Origin of the sequence: Paenibacillus terreus (assembly GCF_042138595.1) — a bacterium.
Classification (GTDB): domain Bacteria; phylum Bacillota; class Bacilli; order Paenibacillales; family Paenibacillaceae; genus Paenibacillus; species Paenibacillus terreus.
In genome coordinates this window covers 49,506-61,523 of sequence record NZ_JBHIRX010000001.1, presented here as the reverse complement: position 1 = coordinate 61,523, position 12,018 = coordinate 49,506, and the positions used below count along the sequence as shown (strand labels likewise).

17 protein-coding genes are annotated in these 12,018 nt (G+C 52.2%); 7 read left to right on the top strand and 10 right to left on the bottom strand.

The annotated features are described in order from the left end of the window. Positions 1–84: 84 nt before the first annotated feature. The 10 genes from ACE5KN_RS00300 to ACE5KN_RS00255 all read right to left on the bottom strand — a co-directional run bounded on the left by ACE5KN_RS00300 (position 85) and on the right by ACE5KN_RS00255 (position 6,012). The gene (locus ACE5KN_RS00300) at positions 85–354 is read right to left on the bottom strand and encodes a hypothetical protein (RefSeq protein ID WP_375524961.1); all 270 of its coding nucleotides are present in this window, start codon (positions 352–354) and stop codon (positions 85–87) included. Positions 355–505: 151 nt separating this feature from the next. Next, positions 506–745 (bottom strand): YuzB family protein, encoded by a 240-nt coding sequence (locus ACE5KN_RS00295; RefSeq protein ID WP_375524960.1) that lies wholly within the window; start codon positions 743–745, stop codon positions 506–508. A 22-nt stretch (positions 746–767) separates the two neighbouring features. Next, positions 768–1,070 carry an iron-sulfur cluster assembly accessory protein gene (locus ACE5KN_RS00290; RefSeq protein ID WP_375524959.1) on the bottom strand — a complete coding sequence of 101 codons (303 nt, stop codon included), beginning with the start codon at positions 1,068–1,070 and terminating at the stop codon, positions 768–770. Positions 1,071–1,212: 142 nt separating this feature from the next. Continuing rightward, complete coding sequence (locus ACE5KN_RS00285) at positions 1,213–1,488, bottom strand: hypothetical protein (protein ID WP_375524958.1); 276 nt, start codon at positions 1,486–1,488, stop codon at positions 1,213–1,215. A gap of 170 nt (positions 1,489–1,658) precedes the next feature. Then, on the bottom strand, positions 1,659–2,582 hold the full coding sequence (locus tag ACE5KN_RS00280; RefSeq protein WP_375524957.1) for a M14 family metallopeptidase: 924 nt from the start codon (positions 2,580–2,582) through the stop codon (positions 1,659–1,661). Between the two features lie 432 nt (positions 2,583–3,014). Then, the gene (gene racE / locus ACE5KN_RS00275) at positions 3,015–3,824 is read right to left on the bottom strand and encodes a glutamate racemase (RefSeq protein ID WP_375528897.1); all 810 of its coding nucleotides are present in this window, start codon (positions 3,822–3,824) and stop codon (positions 3,015–3,017) included. A gap of 197 nt (positions 3,825–4,021) precedes the next feature. Next, positions 4,022–4,438 (bottom strand): YtxH domain-containing protein, encoded by a 417-nt coding sequence (locus ACE5KN_RS00270; protein ID WP_375528898.1) that lies wholly within the window; start codon positions 4,436–4,438, stop codon positions 4,022–4,024. Between the two features lie 109 nt (positions 4,439–4,547). After that, positions 4,548–5,165, bottom strand: a complete 618-nt coding sequence (locus ACE5KN_RS00265; protein ID WP_375533014.1) for a helix-turn-helix transcriptional regulator — start codon at positions 5,163–5,165, stop codon at positions 4,548–4,550. A 31-nt stretch (positions 5,166–5,196) separates the two neighbouring features. Further along, positions 5,197–5,640, bottom strand: a complete 444-nt coding sequence (locus ACE5KN_RS00260) for a DUF86 domain-containing protein (protein WP_375528900.1) — start codon at positions 5,638–5,640, stop codon at positions 5,197–5,199. Positions 5,641–5,724: 84 nt separating this feature from the next. After that, positions 5,725–6,012 (bottom strand): Dabb family protein, encoded by a 288-nt coding sequence (locus ACE5KN_RS00255; protein WP_355318374.1) that lies wholly within the window; start codon positions 6,010–6,012, stop codon positions 5,725–5,727. Between the two features lie 240 nt (positions 6,013–6,252). Between ACE5KN_RS00255 and ACE5KN_RS00250 the strand changes: the two genes are divergently transcribed. From ACE5KN_RS00250 to ACE5KN_RS00220, 7 genes are all read left to right on the top strand, one after another. Beyond that, complete coding sequence (locus ACE5KN_RS00250) at positions 6,253–6,822, top strand: cob(I)yrinic acid a,c-diamide adenosyltransferase (RefSeq protein ID WP_375528355.1); 570 nt, start codon at positions 6,253–6,255, stop codon at positions 6,820–6,822. Then, positions 6,819–7,790 (top strand): RluA family pseudouridine synthase, encoded by a 972-nt coding sequence (locus tag ACE5KN_RS00245; RefSeq protein WP_375528356.1) that lies wholly within the window; start codon positions 6,819–6,821, stop codon positions 7,788–7,790. The genes ACE5KN_RS00250 and ACE5KN_RS00245 overlap by 4 nt, the downstream gene beginning before the upstream one ends. A gap of 50 nt (positions 7,791–7,840) precedes the next feature. Continuing rightward, a complete protein-coding gene (locus tag ACE5KN_RS00240) occupies positions 7,841–8,206 on the top strand; it encodes an arsenate reductase family protein (RefSeq protein ID WP_375528357.1) in 366 nt (121 codons plus the stop codon). Between the two features lie 119 nt (positions 8,207–8,325). Then, a complete protein-coding gene (locus ACE5KN_RS00235) occupies positions 8,326–9,222 on the top strand; it encodes a 5'-3' exonuclease (RefSeq protein ID WP_375528402.1) in 897 nt (298 codons plus the stop codon). Beyond that, on the top strand, positions 9,219–10,337 hold the full coding sequence (locus ACE5KN_RS00230) for a phosphodiester glycosidase family protein (RefSeq protein ID WP_375528358.1): 1,119 nt from the start codon (positions 9,219–9,221) through the stop codon (positions 10,335–10,337). Before ACE5KN_RS00235 ends, ACE5KN_RS00230 begins: the two co-directional genes overlap by 4 nt. 70 nt (positions 10,338–10,407) lie before the next feature. Beyond that, positions 10,408–11,055: an MOSC domain-containing protein gene (locus ACE5KN_RS00225; RefSeq protein ID WP_375528359.1), complete on the top strand. Its 648-nt coding sequence runs from the start codon at positions 10,408–10,410 to the stop codon at positions 11,053–11,055. 34 nt (positions 11,056–11,089) lie between these two features. After that, positions 11,090–11,962, top strand: a complete 873-nt coding sequence (locus ACE5KN_RS00220; protein WP_375528360.1) for an ROK family protein — start codon at positions 11,090–11,092, stop codon at positions 11,960–11,962. Positions 11,963–12,018 lie beyond the last annotated feature (56 nt).

Sequence of the window (12,018 nt, the reverse complement as noted above, 5' to 3'; positions counted from 1 at the left end):
CCGAATTTCTACCGCTTAAAAATCAATCACAGGAAATTTGGGGGCAACAGCGATTAAAGGAATGGTTCGTTCTCGGAGCGTCTCCTATTTTAGGCCTGTCTTTTTAATTGAATCGAGCCTGCGTTCCTCGGCAGCCATCATTTCCTCCGCCGCTTCCACCATATCGTCCCCGAGGCTTTCCCTGGCTTGTTCAAGGGCGTGCCTAGCGTGGGCCTGGGAGTGCTCAGCCTGCTCCACCAGCTGTTCGTTCGGATGTGACATGGCCTGTGTTACTGCATTATGAAACCTGTCCACGGAATTTTGCGTTTGGGCGGCAACACTCTGGTTTTGCAGATTGGAATCGTATTGCGACATTACCTGTTCCCCTTTCGCAGTGCTAATAAGTATTTGCCCTATAGGATGAACAGCCGGAGGCAGGACTATTCAAAGAACCCCCATTGCCGTCTTCGCGGCCCCGGGGGTTCTTTGGCTGAATATACCTAAGTTATCATCTTACAAATCCGGATCAAGCCTTCACACTCGGCTGTTTGATAAATGCTGCCGCTTTGGCCAGCACTTCTTCCTCCGTCGGTGCGCTCACATACCGTCCGTTCACATACACAAACGCACGCTTGCCGCAGGGTCCGCAATACGATTTGCAGCCGATTTTGATCTCGGCATCAGGCGCCATTTTCTGCAGCTTCGGAATAATGGACTTCATCCGGACGAACTGACATTTATCGCAGACACGAATATCGTTAGCCATATTTCATCCTCTCCATGCGGTCTTAATGGTCACCGTGGTTGCCCATCGAAGGATTCGTAATGACAAAGCCCTCTTCAGGGAAATACAAATAGTCTATTTTGACACCGTCCAGGAACGGCTGGCCTTCTTCAAGAATCACGTCGATGTCTTTATCTGTGGAGACTACGATGTCTCCTTCTTTCGGTGTGTCGAGGTCAAGGCCATAGTGCGCATGATCTCCGTGCGCGTGAGTCACGATCACTCTCAGCAATTTTCCGCTGTTCTCGGGTTTATCCAGTTCAAGCTTCAGCACTTTGGCCGCATTGCGTGTAATTTTGCATTTCATTTGCTTCATCTCCTATTAGGCAGCATAATGTATGATATTTCAGGATTTGCCGCATCCCTGATGGTTGAAAGTCAATATTCCTATTGTAATGAATAATTTATAGAATCGCAATACTGGTATTTGGACAAAATGCGAATACCGTTCATTTTACCCGGATGCGATCTGGCTCGGCAAGCTGCGGATACTTGCGCTCCGTTCTGGTCACGAACCAGTTCATCAGGAGCATCGTTACACCGATATCATCAAGAGGCATGAATGGAATCGGAATAATAATGTCCGGAAGAACCCAATAAAGCAGTGCAGGTACAAAAAACAACAGCTTGTCCCCAAGCGGCACCTGAGAGGAAGCAAGCAGGCGGGGAAGACGGCGCAGTACATGCGCCCACTGCCGCAGGGACCATAATTTTCTCCATTTCATGGATATCAGCTCCATTTCACATCTTTTGCAGCCAAATATAATTGTTCATGTATAGCATACCCTTTTCCCAAGAAAATGAAGAAGGCTGGTGAAAAATCAGGCTTCCTTCCGGAAGCGCCGATCTTCCCGCAAGTTAAACTACGCCTGTTTCCCATAAAGGTTTCAACTATTCAGCAGCTCAATCCGGAAAGTGCGGCTGACAGCACCTGACCCGTATCCCTGCACAGGCTGTCGAAATCACGCAGCGGCAGCGGATTGACACCTTCCCCCAATTCCACCGTAAAGCCCGGTCTGCCAAATTCCAGGATGAACCAATCCTTATAGCCTGCATCACTGTCACTTAGCCTGACTGCCCTGTAATTCGCGGCACCGGCCAGCCTCTGCGCCCATGCCAGGCTGTCCGCCGGCTCTCTGTCCCGGTAATTCCAGTAAATCTCCCTTCCCTGAGTATGAAAAGAGATCACCATATCCGGCAGCAAACGGCGTGTCCAATCGGCCAAGGCACGCGCTTCAGGCTCGGAGAGCGGCTCTGTTCCGCCATAATCGCGCGGACCCGGTCCCTTCGTGGCCCGCCGCTGCAATTCATCCTCCCAATACGCCGGAAACTGGTCGTTCAGATCGATTCCGCGAATATTGGCCTTCCAGGAGCTGAAATCAGGGTTTCCCTCATTCCACTCCAGAACCTTATCCCGTTCAAGATGGGAAGCGCCTGCTCCCTCAAGGACCAGATCCACACCGTCCGGATTGACCATAGGCACTACGCTTAGTGTAATCTCCTGCAGCCAGCGCTCCGGATCATGTCCATAGAGGGCTCTTCTGGATGTCGCTGCCGCGGCATAACACTCCAGATAATACAGCACACATGGGGCGGTAATCCATTCATTGGCATGGACCGCCGCATTTACCGCTATTCTGCGTTTCCCTTCACCAATCTCTACACAGGGAATGCTTTTTCCCATCACACTTTTACCTATACAGCTTACTTTTACAAAATTGTATTTTTCGTGCAAATGCTCGATATCTTGCATTAGATGCTTATACCCGTAACTCCCGGACAACCATGTTTTCCCAGAACGAATAACAACCTGTTTCATTCCCATTCCTCCCGGCAGCATGTTCCGTTTCTCTGCTTCAATTTCAATGCGATGTTATACTCCAATTTATGCCAGCCTACCCAATCCGTGATTCGGGACCTTTTCTATAAGTACGTGTTCAAAAAGTCAGGTTTTCAGCACCGAAGCCTATGCTTCCGAAGTGCGTTTTTTCAAAACGCTTGAGTTGAATGAAGCTAGGGACTGAGGAGCGGAGCGTACTTGGGGTACGTGAGCACCTGAAATGTTTCCGTTGGAAACATACTTCGGAAGCATCCGCTTAGTCCCGGCTGAATTCAAGATTCGATGTCGAGTCCACTTCCTGACTTCCTTCGTGATCAAAAGATGACTTTTTGAACTACTTCTATAAACGTGAAAAAAGCCGCCCCTCGCGGGAACGGCAGCATTGAAGCTTCCGGGCGCGTCCATTTATGGTCATCCAAGACGGGTCACCTGCCACAAGACAGGGATGTTGCGGATTTGCTCCCCGAGCCACTGTCTCGCAATACTTCGGAACAAGAGAGGATCCCCGGAGCAGTAAAACTGATGGATCGGCAATGTATCTCCGGAGGCCAGCTTGCCCTTGTTATAAAGTATTGTGCTTGTCTCCCTTGCCGTCTCATCGGCGGAGCTTATAAGCTTGACATGAGGCCCCATCACTTCCTGAATGGTCTCCCTCAGAAAAGGATAATGGGTACACCCGAGAATAAGACAATCAATATTATAATTTTTCATAGGCGAAAGTGACTCTTGAACAATCAGAGAAACGTTTTCCGAGCGGAACTCTCCCCTCTCCACGATAGGAACCAGCGAAGGGCAAGCCAAGCTTACGATCTCAATATAAGGAGACAGCTGCTTCAAGGCTGTGGTATACGCGCCGCTGCGAATGGTCCCAACCGTGCCGATGACTCCCACACGGCCTGTATTCGTAGCGCTGATGGCGGCACGGGCTCCCGGATGAATGACTCCGATCACTGGCACGCTGACCCTGCTGCTGATTTCGTCAAGCGCCGCTGCCGTTGCCGTATTACAGGCAATGACAATGACCTTGGGATCAAATTGAATGAGAAAATCAACGATCTGTCCGGTGAATTTTAAAACCTCATCAGCCGGACGTGGGCCGTAGGGGGCTCGCGCGGTGTCTCCGAAGTAAATGATTTTCTCGCGCGGAAGCTGACGCATGACTTCTTTGACAACGGTCAGTCCCCCCACGCCGGAATCCAAAATTGCAATAGCCTGCTGCACGAACACACCGCTTTCCTCATTGTTGTTATCCCTCTTGCTATCACTCTTCTACATAACTTATGTGAGACAAGTTCAAAAGGTACGTTAAAAGTGAAACAAAAGGCAGTTCTCCACCAAGTCCGCGGCTGCCTGTTATTAACGGAAGGCCATGCAAAAGCCGGGTCCATTCCCCTTAGGGACGAACCCGGCTGCAGAGATCAGATATAATAGCTGTCGTTGTTTTCCCGGTGTGCTTCCGGCTTCTCCGCATCGATCGCAGAGATGGTTACCTTTTCCTCTTCCTCCTGCTTGCCATACGCCTGGCGGACCTCCTGAACCGCATAGGAAGCTGTATCTTTGACGATGTCTACAAGCTGGAGGCCCGCTGTCCCGATTTTGTCCGCCACAGACAGGCTTGCCTCGCTGAGCTGCTGGGTGCATTCCGCTAGATCCTTGCGCAGCTCGCGCCCCGATTTTGGTGCCAGCAGCAAGGCTGCGGCTGAACCAAGAATGGTGCCTGCAATAGCACCCCACATCACCAATTTGCCTTTTTGATCCATAACAATCTCTCCTTCGACCAGGCCCCGGGACCGGAAAGACCCTGTTGACGGGAGCAGCGCTTCAGGCATAATCATGAAGTGCCTCTCCCGCAAGCGAGATCTGTCTTACCGGGCGAACGCCCACCTTTTTAATGCATTATAAGCAGGATGGGCTTGGCTTGTTACAGGTAAAGTGCTATCGGATCTAACTCTGGCGGGGCAAGATTTTATACCGGCAGCAGCGGCCGCCTTCCGCCAGGCAATCGGTGCGGAGCACCTCCGCTTCCAGCAGCTCCTCAAACATATGCTGCTCACACTCGCAGGCTTTGCGGTAACGGTTCGCTGCTTGCGCAATCGGGCAGTTGTACTCATAGAACGTAAAGCTTCCGTCTTCTTCCGTGTTCCAATACGTCATATAACCGGCTGTATGTTGAATGTCTGCAAGCTTCCTGATCCGTGCCGGCAAGGACCTGCCCTCAAGCTGCGGCATATAACGGCGGATCAATTTGCGCTTTCTTCCTTCGAAGAGCGCGTCAACGGCCCCTGCCCCCTGAAGCTCATTCAGCTCCTCCAGCAGGTCCACCAGCAGATGATCGTAGTTGCGCGGAAACTGCTCATCCCCACGTTCACTCAGGCCAAATTTATAGACAGGCCGTCCCATAGCCTGGCGCACAACGGCGACCTCAATAAAACCTTCCTGCTCCATAGCCTTCAGGTGTCTTCGGACCCCCATCTCGGTAATGCCGAGCTCTGCCGCGAGGGAAGAAACGCCCAGGGGCCCTCTTGTTTTCAGCAATGTCATAATCAGACGTCGTGTAGACATTTCGGGTACAGTATTCATCATATACTCCAAATCATTTACTGCCCGCTGGCTGTGTTCCCAACTCACGGTCCAGATAGCCTTCCACACTGGCCGCAAACCGTTCCAGCACCTCAGGCAGCAGCGGAGTCAGCTTATGAAGCTCGCCACGTTTCCAACGGAAATATTCCTGAACCAAGGGCTTGCGCAGGGATACCAGCTCATAAATTGGTGCAAAGACAGACTCGTCAATAACTTCTTCCCCATGAATGATACTGATGATGTCTTCGTAGCTGCTGGCGTCACGCATAATAAAGCCGTCAATCAGATAGCTGCCCGCATCAGTTACCGTCTCGATTGCCAGATGCAGGCAGCGTTCCTGCACCAAGCCCTGCATCAGGTCGCCAGTCCAGCCGGACGAGACCCGGCGCAATCCTTCCGCAATCTCGGGAATTGCCTTGAGACGCAGCTCAATCTGTTCTCTGTTCACATAGTACATTTGTCCCGCACCTCCTTCCCGGTATAACTGCCGTCAAACCGGCCATTTGCACCATGACGGCCATTCCATATCATTCGCTGCCTGTCAGATTTCATAATCCACCGCAAAGGATACATCCTTTACTTCGTTGATATGCTGAATGATTTCCTGATGCACCGGATGAACCTGGTAAGCCTGCAGGTCCTGCAGATTTTCTAACACCACCGTCAGCGAAATATCGAAGGAACGTTCGGAACGAATGACATCGACCCCCACTTCCAGCGACAGCACTTCCTTGATTTTACCGTTCATGCTGCGCAGAACGGAGGCCGTATGTTCAACGCTTTCAGGAGAGCGGTCTTTCAGTTTAAAAAAGACGATATGTTTAATCATGGGACAGACTCCTTATTTCTAATTTGTAGAGGTAGTTCAAAAAGTCATCTTTTGATCACGAAGGAAGTCAGGCAGCGGACTCGACATCGAATCTTGAATTCAGCCGGGCCTTCCGGGGCTCACGTACCCCAAGTACGCTCCGCTCCTCAGTCCCTATCTTCATTCAACCTTCTCGGTGCTGAAAACCTGACTTTTTGAACACTGACTATTTTGGAGCTATGATCGTAAAGGAGGAATATGATGGGCGTATATACAAGAACGGGAGATGAAGGTGAAACCTCTGTCATTGGGGGACGGGTCCGCAAGGATGATGACAGGGTTGAAGCTTACGGCACCATTGATGAATTGAACAGCTTTGTCGGACAGGCAATCAGCTTTGCGGAAGAGGACGTCTATGAAGATCTGCGGCAGCAATTGGCCGAAATTCAGCAGGAGCTGTTCGATTGCGGCTCCGATCTGGCTTTTGTAAGGCTTAGCGATAAAAAATATAAGGTAAAGGAAGAGATGGTGCTCCGGCTTGAGCAGTGGATCGACCGCTGTGAAGAGGAGAACCCGAAGGTGGAGCGCTTTATTATTCCTGGCGGCAGCCGCCTCTCTTCAGCTCTTCACGTGTGCCGTACAGTATGCCGCCGTGCTGAGCGGCGGTCGGTAACGCTTGGCTCCCATACAGAAGTTAACCCTGCCGTCCGCAGGTATTTGAACAGGCTATCCGACTATTTCTTCGTGGCTGCGCGTACGGCCAATGCAAGGCTGGGAGTGGCTGACGTGGAATACGTGCGCAGCAAAAAGGTGTTTGGTAGAAAAGAATGACCGCTTATTATGATCCGATTGCATATAAGGTTCCACCGGAAGACGAAGGCATGCTGCTGAGAACGGTTTTGCACAAAAGAATGGGCGTATCACGCAAGCTCCTGTCCCGTCTGAAGCTTACGGAGCAGGGAATTATGCTCAACGGAAGCCGTGTATATGTCGATGTGAAGGTGCGACCGGGTGACTGTGTGGAAATCCGGATGGAGCGGGAAACCTCGGAGGATATTCTGCCTGAGCCTATCCCCTTTGATATCCTGTATGAGGATGAGCATCTTCTTATTGTGAATAAAGCTGCGGGTATGATTGTTCATCCGACGCATGGCCACTATACGGGAACACTGGCTAATGCGGTTGTGTATTACTGGCAGTCCAAGGGAGAATCGTTCCGCTTCCGTCCTGTTCACCGGCTGGATCAGGATACCTCGGGTGTACTGGCTATAGCCAAGAACCCGTATGCCCACCAGCATATATCCGGGCAAATGATTGCAGGTACGGTGGACAAGCGTTATACGGCTTATGTACACGGCTGCCCGGAGCCGCCGACTGGAAGAGTGGATGGACCGATCGACCGCGATCCTCTCAATCCGCACAAGCGCATCGTAACGCCTGACGGATATTCTGCCCTCACGCTTTACAATCTTGAGAAGAGATGGCCGGAAGGCAGCAGAATCTCCTTGAAGCTGGAAAGCGGGCGTACGCACCAGATCCGTGTGCACATGACGCATATCGGCTGTCCGCTGATCGGAGATCCGATGTATTTTATCCATCCCGCGGATGATGAAAATGCTGATGCCGGCAAGGCCGAACGAAAGGCATTTCTCGACAGTGTGATTTCAAGACAGGCCCTGCACGCCGCCGAGCTTTCCTTCGATCATCCGCTCACTGGAGAGCGGTGCACCTTCCGGGCCCCGCTGCCGCCGGATTTGCTTCGTCTGGAAGAGGCGTTGCAGGCTGCAAATAACATATAATTGCTAAAGAAGAGCATCGTATTGGGACGAAATGATGGAGGACATGTTATATGAGTAAATTAACAGTTTATCAATATCCGAAGTGCAGCACCTGCCGCAATGCGGTAAAATGGCTGCAAAACCACGGACATGAGCTTGAGCTTCACCACATTGTGGAGGAGCCGCCAACAGCCGGCCAGCTTGCGGAGCTTGTGGACAAGAGCGGGCTGGACCTGAAAAAGTTCTTTAACACAAGCGGCGAGGTGTACAAGGAATTGAAGCTGAAGGACAAACTGCCGGGCATGAGCCGGGAGGAGCAGCTGAACCTGCTTGCTTCCAACGGCATGCTGATTAAACGGCCTGTCGTTACCGACGGGCAGCGGGTCAGCGTCGGATTTAAAGAGGATCAATACAGCGAGGTATGGGGACAGGCGTGAGCCTGTCTTTTTGCAATGTGAGTAAAAGGCAGGAAAGTGGATGGGCAGGCCCCTAAATGACCGCCAATATGGTATACTCGAACAAGATTATTTTTACGGAAATGGAGCGAGACACTTACGTGACACAAAACAATGGACAATCAGTTATGCTGGTGGACGGAATGGCCCTGCTCTTCCGCGCCTATTACGCAACAGCAGCCCATGGATATATACGGCGCACCAAAGAAGGAATCCCGACCAATGCCATCTATGGCTTTATCCGCTATTTCTGGGATGCGGTGCAGGCCTTCGGCCCCACTCATGTCGTCTGCTGCTGGGATATGGGAGGCAAGACGTTCAGGGGGGAGCATTTTGCCGCATACAAAGGCAACCGTGCGGAGGCTCCGGATGATCTGATCCCACAGTTTGCTTTAATTCGTGAAGTCATGGATAGTCTCGGGATTCCGAACATTGGGGCAGAGGGCTACGAAGCGGATGATTGCATCGGTACCCTGGCCCGTCATTATTCCCGTGGCGAAAATACGGACGTGCTGATTCTGTCAGGCGACCATGACCTTCTGCAGCTGGTGGATGAGCGGATTAAAGTCATAATTATGAAAAAGGGCCAGGGCAACTATATGGTCTATACACCCGAAAGCCTGATGGAAGAGAAAGGGCTTCAGCCCCGTCAAATCATAGATGTAAAAGGGCTGATGGGGGACACAAGCGACAACTACCCCGGGGTGCGCGGCATCGGCGAGAAAACGGCATTGAAGCTGGTACAGGAATACGGCTCCATCGAGGGTATCCTCGCTAACCTGGAGAATCTGAGCCCATCGGTAAGAAAGAAGATCGAGAACGATCTGGACATGCTTCATCTGTCGCGCAGGCTGGCCGAAATCCATTGTGAAGTGCCGGTTGCCTGCTCGCTGGAAAGCAGTCTGCTGCAGCTTGATCACGCGCTCATCGCGGCCAAGTTTGAACAGCTTGAAATGAAGAGCCTGAGCATAATGATGGGAGTGGCGGCAGGATCATGAGCAGCGGGACACGTAAGCAATGGAAAAAATGGATAGCCGGGGTGCTGACATTGATGATGTCGGCGTCCTTTTTACTGTCCGGATATGGAATACCCCGGGCGGAGGCTTTGGGGCAGAAAGGGATACAAACAGCGGTGAAAAAAGTAACTGCTGCCGGACGCACTTTTACCGTCAAGACGGTCAGCATTCCGAAAGGCACACCGGCGTCCATCGGTTTGGCAGAGGGGCAGGTCGGCAAAACCCAGGATTTGAGCGGTATCGTCCAAAAATATCATGCCGAAGCCGCCATCAATGGCGCGTTCTTCGAAGCGTATAACGGAGCTCCTGATCCGTATGGCATGCTGATTTCCGGGGGCAAGGTCATTCACATTGGCAGATATGGCACCACGGTGGGCTTCAAGCGGGATGGAACGGTGGTCATGGACGTGTTGAGTGTCAATATTACCGGGCGGGTAACAGGAAAAGACGGCAGATCCTTGGGCTGGTATGCGAATTTTATGAACAGAACTCCCGCCGAAAATGCAAACACCTCGATGATGTACACGCCGGAACGCGGGGCGACGGTAGGGTTCAAGGGGGGCATTGCCGTAACCGTACGTGACGGGATTGTCGTTAAAAATGGGATAAATACAAATGCCTCCATTCCGAAGGATGGATATGTGCTCGTGTTTACCGGGACGATGAAAAGCACGGCGCAGCGGTTTGCAGAGGGAGCGGCCGTAACCTTGACCACGGCATACAACAACCAAAAGGGCGAAGCCCCTGATTGGCAGGACGTAGTGACCGGAGTAGGCGCCGGTCCGAGGCTGATCACGGACGGTAAAATCTCGCTGAATCCTGAAGCGGAGGGCTTCAAGGATCCGAAGATATTGAGCGCTTCCGGGGCGCGCAGCGGAATTGCCATCATGCCTGACGGATCGGTCCTGCTCGCCACGGTACCGGCAGCGACCATGAAGCAGTGGGCAGCAATCATGGACAAGCTGGGCGCAAAGCAGGCCATGAATCTAGACGGGGGTGCCTCCTCCGGCATGTACGCAGGGGGCAAAATGCAGACGGCTCCCGGCCGCAAACTGAGCAATACGCTCATATTCGGAACGAATCTGCAAACGTTTTAGCTTTCCATAATTGACGTTTGGAACATTTCAGGAGAAGATAGGATAAGTATATATCGCAGGAGGATCAGACATGAACAACGCAGCGGCTTCAGCCGTCTCCGTGAACATTGGATTGCCGTCCGTGCTCATGCACGGCGGAAAGGAAGTGCTCAGCGGTATTAACAAATTACCCGCAGACGGACCCATCCTTCTGACACGCAGCGGGATTCCTGGTGACGGACAAGCCGATCTCGTGAATCATGGAGGTCCGGACAAGGCGGTGTGCGTTTATGATCACAGCCGCTATGCGTATTTTGCGCAGCTGATGGATCGTGAGCTTGCTTTCGGGGCTTTCGGGGAAAATGTGACGATATCGGGGGCAGCGGAGGATACAGTCAGCATTGGGGACATTTACCGGCTTGGCCGTGCGCTTGTGCAAATCAGCCAGCCCCGTCAGCCCTGCTTCAAACTGGCCGCAAAATACGGATGGAAGGAGCTGCCGCAGCAGTTTCAGCAGACAGGGTATACGGGCTATTATTTCCGAGTGCTTGAAGAGGGCGAACTGGCTGCGGGGGATGCGATGGAACTGGTGGAGAGGCGGAAAGAGCACATCACCGTCATGGAGGCCAACCGGATTATGTACCAACGGAAGGATCAGATTGAGGAGACGAAACGTCTGCTCGATGTAGAGGCGCTGTCGGAGAGCTGGAAGGCGACCTTGCGCAAACGTTTGGGCTGAAGGATTGGATTACATAAGGAAGGGAGAGATTGAAATGTCAGTATTGGGCGCTATTGAAGCAGGTGGGACTAAATTTGTATGCGGTATCGGAAACGAGCAGGGGGAAATTATGGACAGGGTCAGCTTCCCGACGGAAGCGCCTGAGGTAACGATGGCCCGGGTCATTGACTATTTCGAAGGAAAAAACGTCGAAGCGATCGGAGTCGGTTCCTTCGGACCCATTGATCCGATTGTCGGCAGCAGTACATACGGGTACATTACAACAACTCCCAAGCCCCACTGGAGCAACTATAATCTGATCGGCAAGCTGAAGGCACATTTTGATGTTCCGATGGGCTTTGACACGGACGTAAACGGAGCCGCTCTGGGTGAATACACATGGGGAGCTGCCAAAGGCCTGGACAGCTGCATCTATATTACAGTTGGAACGGGCATTGGCGCGGGAGCCGTAGTTGGAGGGCAGCTGCTTCACGGCTTGTCTCACCCGGAAATGGGCCATATTCTGGTCCGCCGTCATGCGGAAGACACTTTTGCAGGCTTCTGTCCTTATCATGGCGACTGTCTGGAAGGCCTGGCTGCAGGACCTGCCATCAACAAGCGGTGGGGGACTCAGGGGGCAGAGCTGCCCGCGGATCATCCCGCATGGGAGATGGAGGCTTATTATCTCGCACAGGCCTTGATGAATTACGTTCTGATCCTTTCCCCGCAAAAAATTATTATGGGCGGCGGAGTCATGAAGCAGGAGCAGATATTCCCACTGGTCCGCCGCAAGCTGCAGGAGCTGCTTCAGGGCTACGTTCAGCATGCAAGCCTTACGGCGGATATCGACAGCTATATCGTTCCTCCCGGACTTGGCGACAATGCCGGCTTGTCCGGCGCGCTTGCGCTGGCCCGGTTGGGAATATGATGTTTCTTGTGAAAAAAAAGCTTTGACGAGGCATACATTTCCGTTATAAGATAAGT